Raw genomic sequence first — 17,082 nt, 5'->3', positions numbered from 1 at the left:
CTCGAACAACTTCATCTTTGAAGCGCGCAAATAGCCGCCGCGGCAACGACCGTCCATCCGATCACTGATCACTGGCCCGCCTTGCGCAGCACGTACACACGCCACATGGCGTAGCCGGGCAGAAAGTCGTGGTGAGCGACGATCCTAAAACCCGCCCGCGCGAACTCGGATTCAATGTCGCTACGGCACACCACAAATCGATTGCGGGGCGCAGACATGCCGGCGTCCAGTCGACCCTGCTGCCGTTTGCGACGCCAGGCTTTGACGTTACCGTCCACCCACAGCCCGACGATGGCCGTGTCGCGGGTTACCCTGTGGAACTCGTCGAGAATCGCGCCGCGTTTTTCGCTGTCGGCCAGGTGATGGAACAATCGCATGCAGAAAATGCAGTCCACCGCGTTGCCGGACAGGCCGATGGAAAACGCCGAGCTCTGGAATGTGCGGATGCGCTTGCGCACTTCGTTGGATGACTGCGCCTCGGCGAGCGCCAGCCTGTCGGTAGACGGATCGGCCGCGAGTATCACCCGATTGGCGTGTTCGGCCAGCACCGGCCAGAAACGCCCCGAACCCGACGGCACGTCCAGCACCAGTCCAGGCTCGCCCGCATCACGCAACGCCCTCCGTGCCAGTTGCGCATCGCGCCACAGACTCAGACGTCGACTGAGGGTGTGTTCGTGCCCGCCCACGTATGCGTCGACGTGTATTTTTTTGCCGAGGGGCTCACTCATTGGCCAGTACCCCGTCCGTATAAATCCCCCGACAACCCGCGAACATGTCCAGCGCCGGGTTATAGACCTTTGTCTGCACTTGCAGCAGACCCAACATCGAATGGAACAGGTTGTCCTGACTGAGAGGGGCATTGCGCTCTTTTTGCAGGCAATGGGTATCCACTGCGAATGACTGCTGATAGTTCTCGGAGAACCAGGCAATCATCGGGACATGTTTCTGTTGATCGGGCGCCAGCACATAAGGCGTGCCATGCAGGAACAGGTTGTATTCACCCAGTGACTCACCGTGGTCGGACAAATACACCATGGCCGTGTCCACTTTGCCCTGATTGCTGCGAAGAATATCAATCAGCGACGCCAGTACATGGTCGGTGTAGAGCAATGTATTGTCATAACCGTTGACGATACTTTCCCGGGAACAGTTATTCAGCGCATTGCTTTCGCACACCGGGGTGAACTTCTCGAATTCTTTTGGATAACGCTTGAAGTACTCAGGGCCATGACTGCCCATCTGATGAAGGACCAGCACGGTGTCCTTGTCCAGTGTGTCGATGAACTTCTGCAGGCCCTGCAACAGGATCTCATCGCGACACTCGTTGTTGGCGCACAGCGCCGGGTCCTTGAGATTGCTGACATCCTGCAACGTCACCCGGTCGCAGGTACCCTTGCAGCCCGACTGGTTGTCCCGCCAGATCACATCCAGCCCGGCGCGTTTCAATACATCAAGCATGCCTTCTTCATTGCGCGCGGTGGTTGCGTTGTAATCCTTGCGGCCCATGTTGGAAAACATGCACGGCACCGACACCGCCGTCTCCGTGCCGCAGGAATGCACATCCGTAAAGGTGAGCAGGCCGCGCTCCTTGCTCAGCTGGGGCGTGGTATCGCGGTTGTAACCCAGGATGCCGAAGTTCTCCGCCCGCGCGCTTTCACCCACCACCAGCACGGTCAGCGACTTGCGCTTGTGCTGCTGCCAGTCGCTGGCAAGTTTGGCGTCCTGACCGATGCTTAAGAACGGCCGCTGCGCCGACTTGACCTGCTCGCTCAAGTAACCCACGGACGCTGCCAGGTAGTTGCTTGGCACCACCATCAGGCGCAACTCGTGGTGATTGCGAAACAGCGACGACAGCCCCTGGTAATTCATCAACGCAACACCGCCAATGGCGACCGCGCACACCACGGACACCAACGCCTTACTGAGCAACTCACGGGGCCAGCGGCGATAGGCAATCGGTGTTTTGAAAAGAATGAACGACGGCACCACACCCAGAAAAAACAAATAGGCGAGCAACTTCAACGAGAGCAAATCGCGTACTTCCGTGACATTGGTTTCAGCGAAGTTTCTAAACATCCCCGAATCAATCATCACGCCGTATTGGCTCATGAAGTAAGCCACGCCGGCGCTGACGAAAAAGATAACGATCAGCACCGGTTTTAATACGCGCCTGAACGCCAACAGCGTGAAGAAAATATTAAACGCACAAAATACCATCAGCGCAAAAGCACAACGCAACAACAGGCCCTTACCATCAGAGTCAGTAACTGCAAATAAATGCTGCCAGAGGGTCAGGTTAAACCCGATCAATAAAAACGCACTGGCAAGCACTGTCACAAGCTCGGGGCGAACTGCTTTGACGTTCAGCATAAAAGTCTGCTTGGGTGGAAATGAGAATATAAACGCGGAGGAAACCCCGCCGATGCCGCGAACTTTAGGCATCTGGCCATCAATTTTTTGTGAAAAGGATGAGAACGAATGGTGGGGTGGGTTTGTTGCTTATTCGATAGGATCCTGCGGTGCAAGCCGCAGGAAATCAGCCAAGTCTTCAGTAGCCGATCAAGCTTTATGCCGAACAGGTCTGCGCCGCTGCATCCTCAACAATCATCTGCGCCGCCTTCTCGGCGATCATCACGGTCGGCGAGCAGGTGTTGCCGGAGGTGATGTTAGGCATGATCGACGCGTCCACCACGCGCAAGCCGGTGATGCCGTGCACGCGCAGGCGTTCGTCGACCACAGCGTCGCGGCCCTGTCCCATCTTGCAGGTGCCGACCGGGTGAAAGATCGTCGTGCCTATGACGCTGGCGGCCTCACGCAGTTCTTCCTCGGTTTGCAGGCCCGCGCCGGGCAGGTACTCCACCGGCTCGAAGCGAGCGAGCGCAGGCGCGGCGGCGATGCGACGGGTCAGGCGAATGGCGTCGGCAGCGACTTTGAGATCGGTCTCGTGACTCAAATAATTCGGCCGAATGACCGGCGCGGCATCGGCCAGCGCCGAACGGACCTCCACCGTCCCACGGCTCTGCGGGCGCAAGTCGCACACTGACGCCGTGAATGCAGGGAAGCCGTGAAGCGGTTCGCCGAACCGCTCAAGAGACAAGGGCTGCACGTGGTATTCGAGATTGGCGCTCGCCTGCTCCGGCCCCGAGCGCGCAAAAGCACCCAGCTGACTCGGCGCCATTGCCAACGGCCCACTGCGATTGAAGGCGTAGCGCAGCCCCATGTTCATCTTGCCCCACAGACTGCCGGCCATCTGGTTCAACGTCTGGCCATTGGTGACCTTGTAGATCAGGCGCAACTGCAGGTGATCCTGCAGATTCGCGCCAACCCCGGGGAGCTCATGCCGAACGCCAATGCCGAGCTTTTCGAGCAATGGCCGCGGCCCGATGCCGGAGCGTTGCAGGACCATGGGCGAGCCGATGGCGCCGCAGCAAAGGATGATTTCCCGTCGCGCGCGAAGCGTCTGTTCCTGCCCGTTGACGCGAGCAATCACCCCGCTGGCTCGACTGTTTTCGAACACGACGCGCGACACTTCCGCGCCTGTGATTACCGTCAGGTTCGGCCGCTTCAATGCCGGACGGAGAAATGCCTTGGACGCGTTTCAGCGCACACCGCGCCGTTGATTCACCTGAAAATAGCTGCACCCTTCGTTGTCGCCGCCATTGAAGTCGGGGATCGACGGGATGCCGGTTTGAGCCGCCGCTTCACGGAACGCATCCAGCAACGACCATGAAAGACGCTGCTGCTCGACACGCCACTCACCGTTCGCGCTGTGAAGGTCCGAGTCGCCGGCGTAATGGTTTTCCGAGCGTTTGAAGATTGGCAGGACGTCACTCCAGCCCCAGCCCGTGTTGCCCTGCTCCGCCCACCCGTCGTAGTCCCGGGCCTGCCCGCGCATGTAGATCATGCCGTTGATGGACGAGCAGCCGCCCAGTACTTTGCCGCGGGGATAGTTGAGCGCGCGTCCGCCGAGGCCGGGCTCCGCTTCGGTTTTGAAGCACCAGTCGGTGCGCGGATTGCCGATGCAGTAGAGGTAACCCACCGGCACATGAATCCAGGCGTAATTGTCCTGGCCGCCGGCTTCAAGCAGCAGGACCCGATGAGCAGGATTCTGCGACAGCCGATTGGCCAGCAGGCAGCCCGCCGGGCCTGCGCCGACGATGATGTAGTCATGAAGACCGACGTCCGTTTGCATGCGTCCCTCGCTGATATTTTTTGTTTTTATGCAGGCCCCATCCTGAAGTTTTTCGCCACGAAACAAAAGACCGCCGCATGTTTCCATGGGGCGGTCCGGGGTGAAGCGTTTGCCGTCAGTGGCTGTGCGATTATACCGCGCTGCGACGGTAGCTGCGGTAGTTCGGCATCCAGAAGTGACGCTCGATGGCTTCGACGAGCATTTCTTCGGTGGTCTCCAGCGCCATGCCTTCAGCTTGAGCCTGCTTGGCCACGGCCAACGCAATCTTCTTGCTCACCTGTTGAATCTCCTTCAGCGGCGGCAGCACAGCGTCACCTTTGCCCGTCACCATCGGCGAGCATTCGGCCAGCGCATTGGAAGCCGCCATCAGCATTTTGTCGGTGATGCGCGTGGCTTTCGACGCCACAACACCCAGGCCGATGCCCGGGAAAATGTAGGAGTTGTTGCACTGCGCGATGTGGAACGTGCGATCACCTACGGTGACCGGGGCAAACGGACTGCCGGTCGCGACCAGCGCATCGCCGTTGGTCCAGGTCAGCACTTCCTGCGGGGTGACTTCGACCTTCGAGGTGGGGTTGGACAGCGGCATCACCAGCGGCTTGGCACAGTGCTTGTGCATCTCGCGGATGACTTGCTCGGTGAACAGGCCGCGTTGGCCGGACACGCCGATCAACACAGTCGGCTTGCCATTGGCGACCACGTCCAGCAACTCGGGCGAACCCTCACCGCTCGACCAGCCCGCTACGTCGGCAGACTTCTGCGCGAGGTTCTTCTGGAAGTCCAGCAAGTTGTCCATGCCGTCGGTCAGCAACCCGAAGCGGTCGACCATCATCACGCGCTTGCGCGCTTCGGCTTCGCTCAGACCTTCGATCACCATGGCCGCAATGATGTGCTCGGCAATCCCGCAACCCGCCGAACCCGCGCCCAGGAACACCACCCGCTGCTGGCCCAGTGTTTCGTGCTTGGCCTTGCACGCCGCCAGCAACGTACCCACGGCAACCGACGCGGTGCCCTGAATGTCGTCGTTGAAGCAGCACAACTCGTCGCGGTACTTCTCCAGCAACGGCATGGCGTTGGTCTGGGCGAAGTCTTCGAACTGCAGCAGCACGTCCGGCCAGCGGCGCTGAACGGCCTCGATGAACAGGGCGATGAAGTCGTCGTATTCCTTGCCAGTCACGCGCTCGTGGCGCCAGCCCATGTACATCGGGTCGTCCAGCAGCTCTTTGTTGTTGGTGCCCACGTCGAGCACGATCGGCAAGGTGTACGCCGGGCTGATGCCGCCGCACGCGGTGTACAGCGAAAGCTTGCCGATTGGGATGCCCATGCCGCCAATGCCCTGATCGCCCAGGCCGAGGATGCGCTCGCTGTCCGTCACCACGATGATTTTGATGCGATCTTTCGTTGCGCTGCGCAGGATATCGTCGATGCGGTCGCGCTCGGGGTAGGAAATGAACAGCCCGCGGTGGGTGCGGTAGATCTTCGAGAATTCCTGACACGCCTGACCCACGGTCGGGGTGTAAATGATCGGCAGCATCTCGTCGAGGTGCGAATCCAGCAGGCGGAAGAACAGGGTTTCGTTGTTGTCCTGAATCGAGCGCAAGTAAATGTGTTTATCCAGGTCGCTCGCACATTGCTGGTACTGGTTGTAAACGCGGGTGACCTGCTCTTCGATGGTTTCGACGTTCTGGGGCAGCAGGCCGACCAGGTTGAAATCGATGCGCTCTTGGGGTGTGAACGCACTGCCCTTGTTGAGCAGCGGCATTTCCAGCAACGAAGGGCCGGCATAGGAAATATATAAAGGTCGCGAGGTCTTGGTCATTTGCAGTGATCGCCTTTTCTCTGTTTGCTCTATCAATACGTCGTCGAAACGATGCCCCGGAGGTCGATGTATACGACGCTCAACGCAGGATCCGTCCGAAGAAATAGGGGGGTAAAAACAGGGTGCCTATCTTACTCGCCTGAAAACGATTGCGACATTTTGTCGCCCTACGATTGCGAAATGATGGAGCCAAGTCGTCCAAACGGTCAGAAACTGGCCGTGCATCGGGAACCAGCAGGCCGTGGCGGGTCACAGTAAAAACGACGTTATGGCAAATCGACCGTTTCGAGCAAAGCTCTTTCGACCACGGTCACCCTCGACCGAGACACGAAATGCCTTACACATTGAACTGGCGATGAGCCATTGCAGTCACATTGATATCAAAACGGAGATATTAATGTCAGGCCAGCGCATCTTTCGCATCCACTACCGCTTTCTGGGCGAGCACCGAGTATTTCTCCAACCCGACTCAGTGCTGGACGAATCAGACCCCTGGTATTACGCCTGTCTGCACGCAGGCATAGGCGTGCTGCACAACCTGTCCAAGACTCGGGAGGAGCTGACAGCGTTGATGGCCCATGGTCGCCGCTACGGTTTGACGGACGTGCGCTGGGGGGAGTGGGTGTGATTGATTGCCATCCAAGCCGATCTACCCACTTTTTTGATGCCGTGGTCAGGCCTGTCCAACGCGCTGAATCACATAGCTCGCCTCAAAGCCATGCACACACCCAATCACGTTGAATCCCTTGAAATAGCCCGTCGCGCGAAGCAGGTCCACAGCCGGGCCGACTTCAGGTGAATGCTGGAAGTCGCCGTAGTCGTCGAACACAATAAAGCCACCCGGTACGACGCTGGGCGAATACAGCAGGAAATCCAACAGCACATTGCGCCCGGCATGGCCGCCATCGATGTGTAACAGCGCCACCTTCGGCGACAGGTTGTAGAAGCGCTCGGCACTTAACTCTGAATAGCCCCTCAGCACCAGAGCGTTCGAGAACAGCTTCTCCTGGTAGTAACTGAACTCTTCAAACTGATTGGGCAGCTCAAAGGGATCAATCCCGATGATGCGGCGCTCGCGGTTGCAGACCTCATTCATCAGCACCAGCGACTTGCCCTTCCAAACGCCAATCTCCACCACATCACCGGGGATGCCTTCGACCAGCAGCGCCAGATACCCCAGCAGCCGCACATGATCATGAAACGACAACTCCTTGCGCGGCATCGCCCGCTCCGCCGGCAACGTGCTCTGCGCCTGCTCGAAATGCTCGCCAATGAATGTCCAGATCTGCGCGATCGAATCGTTGAGCTCCGGCTTGCTGATGAAATCGTTGAGCTGTTGGATGGTAGTCATGGCTTCTCTGACTGGCTGGAAGGGCTGAGGGATTGGGGATGGAGCGTGGAGCGATCTCGTACCGTGAAGGGGCGTGAGATCGAGAGTAGGCGGGGGTTGGGAAAAGTAAAGTGCGCAGGGCGCAGCTCGGATTTTGGAGGGGTTTTTTTAAATCGCGGAAACGAAAAAGCCCCAGAAGCATAACTTCTGGGGCTTTTCAAATAATGGCGGAGAGATAGGGATTTGAACCCTAGGTACTGTCGCCAGTACAACGGATTTCGAATCCGTCCCGTTCGGCCACTCCGGCATCTCTCCAACGGCGCGCATCATAACAGTTCGTCCGAAGAACGCGAACCCTTTTTACGGATTTTTTCGCGTTCTTTCAGATGCTTGCAGCGTTTTCCGCGTGAAGCGTTGGATCAGAGCGGTACGCCAAGACGCTGGGCGACTTCTTCGTAGGCTTCGATGACATCGCCAAGGCCCTGACGGAAGCGGTCCTTGTCCATTTTCTTGCGGGTTTCTTTGTCCCACAGGCGGCAGCCGTCCGGGCTGAACTCGTCGCCCAGGACGATCGAGCCGTCGCTGAACACGCCGAACTCAAGCTTGAAGTCGACCAGCAGCAGGCCGGCGTCGTCGAACAGCTTGGACAGGACTTCGTTGACCTTCAGGGACAGCTCTTTCATGCGAACCAGTTGCTCGGCGGTGCCCCAACCGAACGCGACGACGTGGGAGTCGTTGATGAATGGGTCGCCCTTGGCGTCGTCCTTCAGGAACAGCTCGAAGGTGTAAGGGTTGAGCTTCACGCCCTCCTCCACGCCCAGGCGCTTGACCAGGCTGCCGGCGGCGTAGTTACGCACGACGCATTCGACCGGGATCATGTCGAGCTTCTTGACCAGCACTTCGTTGTCGGCCAGCAGTTTATCGAACTGGGTTGGAATGCCAGCGGCTTCCAGCTTCTGCATGATGAAGGCGTTGAACTTGTTGTTCACCAAGCCTTTGCGGTCGAGCTGTTCGATGCGCTTGCCGTCAAACGCCGAGGTGTCGTTGCGGAACACAAGGATCAAGCGGTCAGCGTCATCGGTCTTGTAAACCGACTTGGCTTTGCCGCGGTAGAGTTCTTCACGTTTTTCCATGATGGGCTCCGCTTGCTGAATCTGGCTGAATAATGGGGGGCGAGTCGCCCGTTTGGGACGCTAGGCGATTTCGCGCCAGTCGAGCCCTGAATCCTGATCGGCCAATTGTAGCCAGTCCTCGTCGCACCCAAGGGTGTCGACGAAACATTGCCGGGCCAGATGCGGCAGGTTGTTCTTGCTGCTCAGATGGGCCAGCACCAGGTGCTGAAGATCCTGCCATCCCAACTCGTTCACCAGACTGGCAGCCTGATGATTGTTCAAATGACCGTGATCACCACCCACCCGCTGCTTGAGAAAGTACGGGTACTGACCCCGGGCGAGCAGATCGCGGCAGTGATTGGACTCGACCATGAGCGCGTCGAGGCCGCGGTAGCTGTCGAGCACCATCGGGCAATACGAGCCAAGGTCGGTCAACAGGCCGAAGCGACGGCGCCCGTCATTGAACACGAACTGCGTGGGCTCCAGCGCATCGTGAGCCACCGACACCACGTCAATGTCCAGACCGCCAATGCGCAGCCCCTGCCCGCCCACCAGCCGAAGACCGGCTTCGACCGGTTTGCGCATGCCGCGCAGCGTACCGTCGCTGAGGTACACCGGCACATCGTAGCGCCGAGACAGCAAACCCACGCCATGCACATGATCGGCATGTTCGTGGGTCACTAGAATGGCGCTGAGCTGTTTACCGCTGACGCCCAGCCTGTCGAGCCGCCGTTCGGTTTCCCGCAAGGAGAAACCGCAATCGACCAGCACATACGTGTCGTTGCTCGCAACCAGCGTGGCATTACCACGGCTGCCGCTGCCGAGAACCGCGAAGCGCACTTAACCCAGGTTGTCCTGAATGACGCTCAACACACGACGAGCGACTTCCGTCGGCGCCACGGTGTTGATGTTCTTCTCGACCGTTACCTGAACGTTCTCGCCGACCTTGCTCAGGCGAACCTGATAACGCTCGGCGCGGGCTTCTTTCTCTTCCTTGGACTCTTCGCTGCCGAACACACGGCTGAGGAAGCCAGGCTTGTTTTCAGGCTTGTCGGCTTTTTCCGCCAGGTTGATGTAGTACAGGCCCAAGCTGCGGTTGATGTCTTCAACGCGCCAGTCGCCCTGGTTAAGCGCACGGCCGACGCTCGACCACGCCCGATCCAGGTCTGCGCCCAGGTTCAGCACCGGGTTGCCGCTGCCGTCTTCACTGAGAGAGACACGGCTTGGGGTGTCGAAATCACGCGCCGCCAGCAGGGACACTGAACCGCCCTTCTCGGCCGTACGGGTCAGGCTTGCCAGCATGTCATCGGTCAGCACGGAGTCGAGGCCGACGTTAGTGCTGCGCGACGAGAATGCAGGATCATCACGGCTGCCGGCCGGACGTTGCACGCTGACCACATAGATTTCACTGGTGTTGCGCTGCACGCCCGGCTCGATACGAACGCGGACGCGGGTCTCGGTGTTGGCGGCATCGCCACTCGAACCCATGCGCTTGGCCACCGATGCGGACAACTCGTCCATGCGCTGCCAGGTGGTGTTGAATTCACCGGTTTGCGGACGATCTTCGGCGATGCGGAAACCGTTGTCTTCGAAATACTGATGCGCCACTGGCCAGACTTCAGCCGGTGCGCGCTGGGCAAGAATCCAGCGGTTGTCGCCGCTCTTCTGCAGCGTGTAGTCGCCGGAGTCCTGAGCGGTGGTCAGCGGTTGCGGACGCGGCACGGTGAATTCACCCTTCTGGGTGTCGTCGGCAACGTTGCGCGGAATCGGCAGCAACGGGTCCAGTCGTTTGACTTCCTGAACGCCTTCGGGCATTTGCATCGGCGGCTTCTGGGTCGCTTCCAGGTAATCGCTGCTGCGATCGCGGAAATAACCGTCCTGGCCAAAAAGCCAGCTGCAACCGCTGGTGCTGGAGATAATCAAGGCTAGTGCGGAAAGTCCGGCCAGTCGCTTCATTGCGTAATGCTTCCTCATTAGACCAATACACCGGACTGGCGCAGGGCCTGACGCAGCGGCTCGTGGCAGGACTCGCTGAGCCAGGTGAGTGGCAGACGAATACCGTCTGGCATCAAACCCATCTCATGCAGGGCCCATTTCACGGGAATAGGGTTCGATTCGATGAACAGAGTCTTGTTCAGCGGCATCAGTTTTTCGTGGATGGCGCGGGCGGTGTCGGCGTCACCGTCCATCGCGGCCTTGCACAGGTCGGCCATGGCGCGCGGTGCGACGTTGGCGGTGACCGAAATATTGCCTTTGCCACCGAGCAACATCAGCTCGACAGCAGTCGCGTCGTCGCCGGAATAGACCAGAAAGTCGCTGCTCACGCCGGCAAGAATATCCTTGGCGCGCTGCAGGTCTCCGGTGGCTTCCTTGATGGCGATGATGTTTTTGACTTTCGACAGGCGGATGACGGTCTCGGCAGACATGTCGCAGGCAGTACGACCCGGCACGTTATACAGAATCTGCGGGATGTCGACGGTTTCGGCGATGTGCTTGAAGTGCTGGTACAAGCCTTCCTGGGTCGGCTTGTTGTAGTACGGGGTGACCAGCAGGCAGGCATCGGCACCGGCGTTCTTGGCGTTGGTGGTCAGTTCGACCGCCTCGCGGGTGGAGTTGGCGCCTGTGCCGGCGATGACCGGAATGCGGCCAGCGACCTGCTGAACCACGCGGCGGATGACTTCGATGTGCTCGTTGACGTCGAGCGTCGCGGATTCACCGGTGGTGCCGACGGCAACAATGGCGTTGGTGCCCTCTTGCAGGTGAAAGTCCACCAGTTTGCTCAGGCTGTCCCAATCGAGACGACCTTGTGCATCCATGGGTGTGACCAGTGCCACCATACTGCCCGCAATCATGCAAACCGCTCCTGCCGGAAAAAGAGAGCGGTAATGGTACTGGCGCCATGATCCTTGCACAAGGCGAGCATTCCCCTCGGCGCCGGTTTTCGCTACCCTTCGGTCTTTGATCGGTACGGGTCATCTGCCCGGCTCGTTCGACTGCTCGATTTTGACGTCACTTACCCCGCCCTGCGTCGTTATCGCGCGCCATGACAGGCTCATGGCAGCGATTGCCGGCTGTGGGTCGGGGCGACGTCACGATGCCTTCGTCCGTCGAGCCCGCCGGCAAAGGCCTGCTGCGTACCGACCGCTCATCGTTTAGGAATGCTGCATGTCATCCATCCCCACAGTTCGCGAACAATTCCTTGTCATCAGTGCCCTTGGCGCCAACCCAATGGAGCTGACCAACGTCCTGTGCCGCGCCAGTAACGAAAGCCGTTGCTCGGTCGTCAGCTCACGCCTCACTCGCCACGGTGAGTGCAGCGCGCTGATCCTGCAGATCTCCGGCAGCTGGGACGCCCTGGCGCGTCTGGAAACCGGTCTGCCCAACCTGGCGAAGAAACACGCCTTCACCGTCAACGTGGTGCGCAGCGCTTCGCTGGAAAACCGTCCGGAAGCCCTGCCCTATGTGGCCTACGTCAGTTCAGCGTACCGTCCGGACATCATCAACGAGCTGTGCCAGTTCTTCATCGACCACAACGTCGAGCTGGAAAACTTGATCTGCGATACCTATCAGGCACCGCAGACCGGCGGCACCATGCTCAACGCTACGTTCACCGTGACATTGCCGGCCGGCACCCAGATCAGCTGGCTGCGTGACCAGTTCCTGGACTTCGCCGACGCCCTCAACCTCGATGCGCTGATCGAACCATGGCGCCCTCAAGCACCGATGTAAGGAGCCCCGAATGGCTGTAGAACTCGACCAACCCGTTGCCGACTTTCAGGTGCAGGCCACGAGCGAACAGGCGGTCAGCCTGTCGGCGCTCAAGGGTCAGCAGGTCGTCCTTTATTTCTACCCGAAGGACAGCACCCCTGGCTGCACCACCCAGGGCCAGGGCTTTCGCGATCATCACGCCGACTTCAAGGCCGCCAACACGGTGGTGTTCGGTGTGTCGCGGGACAGCCTGAAATCCCACGAGAACTTCAAGGCCAAGCAGGAATTCCCGTTCGAGCTGATTTCGGACAAGGACGAATCGCTGTGCCAGCTGTTCGATGTCATCAAGCTGAAAAAGCTGTATGGCAAGGAATACCTGGGCGTCGACCGCAGCACCTTCCTGATCGACAAGGAAGGTGTGCTACGCAAGGAATGGCGCGGCGTGAAGGTGCCGGGGCATGTGGCGGCGGTGCTTGAAGCGGCTCAGGCGCTTAACCAGGCTTGATCGCCATGATGTAGGAGTGAGCTTGCTCGCGATCGGGTTCGTTTAGTCATCGTAGGTTGACCATGACGACGCCGATCGCGAGCAAGCCCACTCCTACAAAAGCACGGCAACATTTACAGCAACGGCGCCACCGTCGGTTCGTTTCGTGGCCACGCATCCAGCACGGCCTTGAACAGGGTCGCCAGCGGGATCGCAAAGAAAATCCCCCAGAACCCCCACAGCCCGCCGAACAACAGCACGGCGCAGATGATTGCCACCGGGTGCAGGCTCACGGTCTGGGAGAACAGCAGTGGCACGAGCACGTTGCCGTCCAGGGTCTGGATGATGCCGTAGACCGCCATCAGATAGATGAACTGATCGCTCCAGCCCCACTGGAACAGCGCGATGAACGCCACGGGCACCGTCACCACCACCGCGCCCACATAGGGCACCACCACCGAAATCCCCACCAGCATCGCCAGCAACGCCGAGTAATTCAGGCCCATGGTCACGAAGGCGATGTAGGTCACTCCGCCGCAGATGAAAATCTCGATGACCTTGCCGCGAATGTAGTTGGCGATCTGCCGATTCATTTCCTCGGCCACATGGGTAATCAGCGTACGTTCGCGTGGCAGATAGCCCCTCGCCCAGCGGCTGATCATCCGACGATCTTTAAGGAAGAAGAACACCAGGATCGGCACCAGCACCAGGTAGATCATCATGTTGACCAGCAGCGGCAAGCTGGACAGGGAAAACGTCAACGCCCATTGCCCGAACTTTCCGACCTCGCCGCGAGCCACTTCTATCGCCTGCAAGACCTGCTCGTCCGACACCAGATGCGGATAACGCTCCGGCAGCAGCAACAGCAGCGACTGCCATTTGGCGAGCATGCCGGGCAATTCGTTGAACAAGGTAATGAGCTGGCGCCACAGCAAAGGCACGAGCACCAGCAGAAACAGCGCCAGCGCCCCCATGAATAAAGCGAAGACCAGCCCCACGGCGCCGCCTTCGGGCACCCGCAGACGCTCGAGCAGGTTGACCAGCCCCTGCATCAGAAAGGCGAGCACCAACCCGGCGAGCACCGGCGCGAGCATGCCGCCGAGGGTGAGGACAACGGTAAATCCCAGAACCAACAACACCGCCAGCACTACCGCTTCCTCGTCGGAAAAGTAGCGCTGTATCCAGTCGCGAAGCACTTTGAACATCAAAAATCCTAAGGGGGTTGCGAGGGGTCAGAAACGCTCAGGCCTTGCGTAGCCAATACCGATAAATGCCGTCAGCGTTTTCTTCGTGGAGCAGCGCGTGCCCGGCCAGTTTTGCGAAAGTACGGAAGTCACGCTGCGAGCCGGCGTCGGTGGCCGTCACTTTGAGCACCGCGCCGCTGGCCAGACGGTTGAGCTCCATCTTGGCTTTGAGTAAGGGTAGCGGGCAATTGAGGCCGCTGGCGTCCAGCTCTGCATCGCAGGCTGCGGGGTGTCCTACAGCGTCAGACATCGTTTCTCTCCGGATAGACACATCCGCCATCGCATAAAAGCCAACGGGCGGAAGAACATTCTTACAAGTTTTCCAGAATACCCCACTCTGGTCAGCAAGCCATTGAGCCAGCTACAGTGACGCCTTTCTGCCCCAGAGTTTCGTGCATGAATTTTTTGCGCCCCACGCTGCTGACCCTCGCCTGCCTGCTGGCAGCGCCGAGTTTCGCAGAAGACGACCTGCCCTCCCTCGGCGACGCGAGTTCATCCATCGTTTCTCCGCAGCAGGAACACGACCTGGGGCGTGCCTGGCTCGGGCTGCTGCGCTCTGAAGTGGCACAGCTGTCCGACCCGCTGCTCAAGGACTTCGTCGAATCGTCGGTTTGCCGGCTCGCTGAAACCAGCCAGGTGCAGGACCGCCGTCTCGAGTTCATCCTGATCAACACCCCGGAGATCAACGCCTTCGCAGCGCCCGGCGGGATCATCGGGGTCAACGGCGGGTTGTTCCTCCACGCTGAAACCGAAGGCGAATACGCTGCGGTCCTCGCCCACGAACTGGCTCACTTGTCGCAGCGGCACTTTGCCAGGGGCGTACAGGCGCAACAGCGCATGCAAGTGCCGGTAATGGCGGCGATGCTTGCCGGCATCGTCATGGCCGCTGCGGGCGCGGGCGATGCGGGGATTGCCGCGATCGCCGGCACCCAGGCTGCCGCGATTCAGGAGCAGGCGCGATTCTCCCGACAGAACGAAGCAGAAGCCGACCGCATCGGCATCCTCAATCTGGAAAAGGCCGGCTACGACCCGCGCAACATGCCCACCATGTTCGAGCGGTTGGCACGCCAGTATCGCTATGACGCCAAGCCGCCGGAATTCCTGATGAGCCACCCGGTGACCGAATCCCGTATCGCGGACACCCGCAACCGCGCCGAACAAGCCAAGCCCGGCGGCAAGGAAGACAGCCCGGCGTATCAATTGATGCGCGCACGCACCGTGCTGATTTACGAAGAAACCCCCGGCATGGCCGCCAAGCGTTTCCGTGCGCAACTGGCCGAGAACCCGAAAAACGACGCTGCTCGCTACGGTCTGGCGCTAGCCCAGACCAAGGCGGGTCAGCTGAATGAGGGCCGCGAAACACTGAAGCCCTTGCTCGACAAGGCCCCGGATAACATTCCCTACAACCTCGCCGCCGTGAACCTGGACATCTCCAACAATCGCCTGCCCGATGCTCAACAGCGGGTGGACCGAATGCTGAACCTGTATCCGGACAACTACCCGCTGAATCAAGCGAAAGTCGACGTTTTGCTCAAGCAGTCCAAGGCGCCCGAGGCGTTGAAGTCTCTGGAGATTCTGTTGAAGAGCCGCCCCGACGATCCAGACATCTGGAATCAGGTGGCCGACACCCGCGGCCTGTCCGGCAACACCATCGGCCTGCATCAGGCCCGTGCGGAATATTTTGCGCTGATGGGCGATTTCAAGCAGGCGATTCAACAGCTCGAATTTGCCAAGCGACGGGCGAACAACAACTTCCAGCTGGCCTCACGCATCGACGCGCGGCAGCAGGAAATCATCGCTCAGGAGCGGGCAGTCAAGGACATGATGAATTGAGGTCAGCTACAAGCGGCAAGCCATAAGCTGCAAGCTGAAACGCAGCCAATCGGCTTTCCGCTTGAAGCTTGAAGCTTGAAGCTTGAAGCTTGAAGCTAACCGCTTTTATTCAAGCATTCCCCGAAGCTTTCATCCGCGCCGCCTGGGTAAAGTCCAGCATGCGCTGCAACGGCCGGACGGCGTGAGGGATGACCGCTGGGTCAACGAAGATTTCGTTGCTGCCTTCGCGCAGGCATTGAAGCGTGCGTGCCAGGGTGTTCATCGCCATCCACGGGCAGTGCGCGCAACTGCGGCAGGCGGCGCCGTTGCCCGCAGTGGGCGCCTCAATGAAGACCTTGTCCGGGCAGAGCTGCTGCATCTTGTAGAAAATGCCGCGGTCGGTGGCGACGATGAAGGTTTTGTTCGGCAGCGTTTGCGCCGCTTTGATCAACTGGCTGGTAGAGCCCACAGCATCGGCCAGGTCGATGACTGACTCGGGCGACTCCGGATGCACCAGAATGGCCGCGTCCGGGTACAAGGCCTTCATGTCCTCCAACTGCCGGGATTTGAACTCCTCGTGCACGATGCAGGCGCCGTCCCACAACAGCATGTCCGCCCCGGTTTCGCGCTGGATGTAACGGCCCAGGTGCTTGTCGGGCGCCCAGATGATTTTCTCGCCGTTGTCCATCAGGCTTTCGACGATCTCCAGCGCGCAACTGGACGTCACCACCCAGTCGGCACGGGCTTTTACGGCGGCCGACGTATTGGCGTAAACCACCACAGTGCGCTCGGGATGCTGTTCGCAGAACCCAGCAAACTCATCGACCGGGCAACCGAGGTCCAGTGAGCAGGTCGCTTCGAGGGTCGGCATCAAGATGCGTTTTTCAGGGGTCAGAATTTTTGCGGTTTCGCCCATGAAACGCACCCCGGCCACCAGCACGGTTTTCGCCGGATGGTTTTTGCCGAATCGCGCCATCTCCAGAGAATCCGAGACGCAACCGCCGGTTTCTTCCGCCAGTGCCTGAATCACCGGATCGCAGTAGTAATGAGCGACCAGCACGGCGTCCTGGGCCTTGAGCTCGGCGGCGATCAAGCGGCGGTATTCCGCTTCCTCGTCAGGGCTCAGGGTTTTGGGCTGTTTGGCGTCCAGGTGCGCTTGGACCAGAAGACGTTCGGAGATGTGTGTCATGTCGATGAACCTGAATGCGCGTACGGAGCAAAAGTCCGCAGGGTAGAAAACGCCCGGGAAGTTAGCACGGGTTCTGTTGAGCGATCACTTACCGGCAGTCCCCGCCCTCAATGTTAGCGCCATCGCCATCGCCTCAAGCGAGGGCATCGTAAAAACACGTCCGCAATGGTTGGAACGAGTCAGTCAAAAAAG

Annotated in this window: 15 protein-coding genes, 1 tRNA gene and 1 pseudogene; 4 read left to right on the top strand and 13 right to left on the bottom strand. The window is 59.6% G+C overall.

All coding sequences use genetic code 11. The features are described from left to right. Positions 1-68: 68 nt before the first annotated feature. The 4 genes and pseudogenes from SLW75_RS11640 to SLW75_RS11625 form a co-directional block, all read right to left on the bottom strand. Entirely contained in the window at positions 69-728 is a 660-nt protein-coding gene (locus SLW75_RS11640; RefSeq protein ID WP_410934507.1) for a class I SAM-dependent methyltransferase, read from the bottom strand. Next, positions 721-2,370, bottom strand: a complete 1,650-nt coding sequence (locus tag SLW75_RS11635; RefSeq protein ID WP_410934506.1) for a phosphoethanolamine transferase — start codon at positions 2,368-2,370, stop codon at positions 721-723. The genes SLW75_RS11640 and SLW75_RS11635 overlap by 8 nt, the downstream gene beginning before the upstream one ends. A 196-nt stretch (positions 2,371-2,566) precedes the next feature. Then, a pseudogene (locus tag SLW75_RS11630) lies at positions 2,567-4,192 on the bottom strand (GMC family oxidoreductase). Positions 4,193-4,322: 130 nt separating this feature from the next. Next, complete coding sequence (locus SLW75_RS11625; protein WP_065986764.1) at positions 4,323-6,011, bottom strand: NAD-dependent malic enzyme; 1,689 nt, start codon at positions 6,009-6,011, stop codon at positions 4,323-4,325. Positions 6,012-6,408: 397 nt separating this feature from the next. Between SLW75_RS11625 and SLW75_RS11620 the strand changes: the two genes are divergently transcribed. Next, entirely contained in the window at positions 6,409-6,639 is a 231-nt protein-coding gene (locus tag SLW75_RS11620; RefSeq protein WP_410934505.1) for a DUF6555 family protein, read from the top strand. A 45-nt stretch (positions 6,640-6,684) separates the two neighbouring features. On the opposite strand, the gene SLW75_RS11615 is transcribed toward SLW75_RS11620, so the two are convergent. The 6 genes from SLW75_RS11615 to dapA all read right to left on the bottom strand — a co-directional run bounded on the left by SLW75_RS11615 (position 6,685) and on the right by dapA (position 11,305). Beyond that, positions 6,685-7,362 (bottom strand): class I SAM-dependent methyltransferase, encoded by a 678-nt coding sequence (locus SLW75_RS11615; protein ID WP_410934504.1) that lies wholly within the window; start codon positions 7,360-7,362, stop codon positions 6,685-6,687. Between the two features lie 204 nt (positions 7,363-7,566). After that, positions 7,567-7,656 (bottom strand) — tRNA-Ser (locus SLW75_RS11610). Between the two features lie 104 nt (positions 7,657-7,760). Further along, positions 7,761-8,474, bottom strand: coding sequence for a phosphoribosylaminoimidazolesuccinocarboxamide synthase (gene purC / locus SLW75_RS11605; RefSeq protein ID WP_410934503.1), 714 nt, complete (start codon positions 8,472-8,474; stop codon positions 7,761-7,763). Positions 8,475-8,534: 60 nt separating this feature from the next. After that, positions 8,535-9,293: an MBL fold metallo-hydrolase gene (locus tag SLW75_RS11600; protein ID WP_065986758.1), complete on the bottom strand. Its 759-nt coding sequence runs from the start codon at positions 9,291-9,293 to the stop codon at positions 8,535-8,537. Next, a complete protein-coding gene (gene bamC / locus SLW75_RS11595) occupies positions 9,294-10,409 on the bottom strand; it encodes an outer membrane protein assembly factor BamC (RefSeq protein ID WP_410934502.1) in 1,116 nt (371 codons plus the stop codon). 17 nt (positions 10,410-10,426) lie between these two features. Further along, positions 10,427-11,305 (bottom strand): 4-hydroxy-tetrahydrodipicolinate synthase, encoded by an 879-nt coding sequence (dapA, locus tag SLW75_RS11590; RefSeq protein ID WP_192132095.1) that lies wholly within the window; start codon positions 11,303-11,305, stop codon positions 10,427-10,429. A 313-nt stretch (positions 11,306-11,618) separates the two neighbouring features. Between dapA and SLW75_RS11585 the strand changes: the two genes are divergently transcribed. Together SLW75_RS11585 and SLW75_RS11580 are read left to right on the top strand one after the other, a co-directional pair. Further along, on the top strand, positions 11,619-12,182 hold the full coding sequence (locus SLW75_RS11585) for a glycine cleavage system protein R (RefSeq protein WP_037014004.1): 564 nt from the start codon (positions 11,619-11,621) through the stop codon (positions 12,180-12,182). Between the two features lie 10 nt (positions 12,183-12,192). Further along, positions 12,193-12,666: a peroxiredoxin gene (locus SLW75_RS11580; protein ID WP_065986754.1), complete on the top strand. Its 474-nt coding sequence runs from the start codon at positions 12,193-12,195 to the stop codon at positions 12,664-12,666. A 113-nt stretch (positions 12,667-12,779) separates the two neighbouring features. Here the strand turns inward: SLW75_RS11580 and SLW75_RS11575 are convergent, their stop codons facing one another. Together SLW75_RS11575 and SLW75_RS11570 are read right to left on the bottom strand one after the other, a co-directional pair. Continuing rightward, complete coding sequence (locus SLW75_RS11575; protein ID WP_065986753.1) at positions 12,780-13,850, bottom strand: AI-2E family transporter; 1,071 nt, start codon at positions 13,848-13,850, stop codon at positions 12,780-12,782. 37 nt (positions 13,851-13,887) lie between these two features. Beyond that, on the bottom strand, positions 13,888-14,139 hold the full coding sequence (locus SLW75_RS11570) for a sulfurtransferase TusA family protein (protein ID WP_065986752.1): 252 nt from the start codon (positions 14,137-14,139) through the stop codon (positions 13,888-13,890). A gap of 146 nt (positions 14,140-14,285) precedes the next feature. Between SLW75_RS11570 and SLW75_RS11565 the strand changes: the two genes are divergently transcribed. Next, positions 14,286-15,722, top strand: a complete 1,437-nt coding sequence (locus tag SLW75_RS11565) for a M48 family metalloprotease (protein ID WP_410934501.1) — start codon at positions 14,286-14,288, stop codon at positions 15,720-15,722. A 109-nt stretch (positions 15,723-15,831) separates the two neighbouring features. Here the strand turns inward: SLW75_RS11565 and nadA are convergent, their stop codons facing one another. Continuing rightward, a complete protein-coding gene (gene nadA / locus SLW75_RS11560) occupies positions 15,832-16,890 on the bottom strand; it encodes a quinolinate synthase NadA (protein ID WP_410934500.1) in 1,059 nt (352 codons plus the stop codon). Positions 16,891-17,082: the final 192 nt, after the last annotated feature.

Source organism: Pseudomonas sp. W5-01 (assembly GCF_046540435.1).
GTDB lineage: Bacteria > Pseudomonadota > Gammaproteobacteria > Pseudomonadales > Pseudomonadaceae > Aquipseudomonas > Aquipseudomonas graminis_B.
This window is presented reverse-complemented; position numbering and strand designations above follow the sequence as displayed.

Coding starts and splice junctions, on each gene's coding strand:
- SLW75_RS11640 (WP_410934507.1), bottom strand. CDS start 728: ATGAGTGAGCCCCTCGGCAAAAAAATACACGTCGACGCATACGTGGGC.
- SLW75_RS11635 (WP_410934506.1), bottom strand. CDS start 2,370: ATGCTGAACGTCAAAGCAGTTCGCCCCGAGCTTGTGACAGTGCTTGCC.
- SLW75_RS11625 (WP_065986764.1), bottom strand. CDS start 6,011: ATGACCAAGACCTCGCGACCTTTATATATTTCCTATGCCGGCCCTTCG.
- SLW75_RS11620 (WP_410934505.1), top strand. CDS start 6,409: ATGTCAGGCCAGCGCATCTTTCGCATCCACTACCGCTTTCTGGGCGAG.
- SLW75_RS11615 (WP_410934504.1), bottom strand. CDS start 7,362: ATGACTACCATCCAACAGCTCAACGATTTCATCAGCAAGCCGGAGCTC.
- purC (WP_410934503.1), bottom strand. CDS start 8,474: ATGGAAAAACGTGAAGAACTCTACCGCGGCAAAGCCAAGTCGGTTTAC.
- bamC (WP_410934502.1), bottom strand. CDS start 10,409: ATGAAGCGACTGGCCGGACTTTCCGCACTAGCCTTGATTATCTCCAGC.
- dapA (WP_192132095.1), bottom strand. CDS start 11,305: ATGATTGCGGGCAGTATGGTGGCACTGGTCACACCCATGGATGCACAA.
- SLW75_RS11585 (WP_037014004.1), top strand. CDS start 11,619: ATGTCATCCATCCCCACAGTTCGCGAACAATTCCTTGTCATCAGTGCC.
- SLW75_RS11580 (WP_065986754.1), top strand. CDS start 12,193: ATGGCTGTAGAACTCGACCAACCCGTTGCCGACTTTCAGGTGCAGGCC.
- SLW75_RS11575 (WP_065986753.1), bottom strand. CDS start 13,850: ATGTTCAAAGTGCTTCGCGACTGGATACAGCGCTACTTTTCCGACGAG.
- SLW75_RS11570 (WP_065986752.1), bottom strand. CDS start 14,139: ATGTCTGACGCTGTAGGACACCCCGCAGCCTGCGATGCAGAGCTGGAC.
- SLW75_RS11565 (WP_410934501.1), top strand. CDS start 14,286: ATGAATTTTTTGCGCCCCACGCTGCTGACCCTCGCCTGCCTGCTGGCA.
- nadA (WP_410934500.1), bottom strand. CDS start 16,890: ATGACACACATCTCCGAACGTCTTCTGGTCCAAGCGCACCTGGACGCC.